This window comes from Pseudomonas sp. AC229 (assembly GCF_979254655.1).
Map to the genome: position 1 here is coordinate 1 of NZ_CEEDHK010000105.1, position 235 is coordinate 235.

Below are 235 nucleotides of genomic sequence, written 5' to 3' on the forward strand. Positions count from 1 at the left end.
TCGACCCACGCATCCAGGCGGTGCGCGGCCAGGCCGGGCAGATTGATGTGGCGGCGTTCTACCGTGTGCTGCTGGGCAGCACCAGCGAGATTCGCGAATCCCACGCCGACTGCACCCGCGTGCAAGACCCCTACTCCCGGCGCTGCCAGCCACAAGTGATGGGCGCCTGCCTGGAGCACCTGCGCTTTGCCGCGAACATTTTCCTGCGTGAAGCCAACGCCGTTTCCGACAACCC

At 66.4% G+C, this 235-nt stretch carries 1 protein-coding gene; it reads left to right on the top strand.

The genetic code is table 11. The features are described from left to right. The coding region (locus tag AC0IW7_RS25045) for an aromatic amino acid lyase (protein WP_471821563.1) at positions 1 to 235 on the top strand (235 nt) is incomplete at both ends.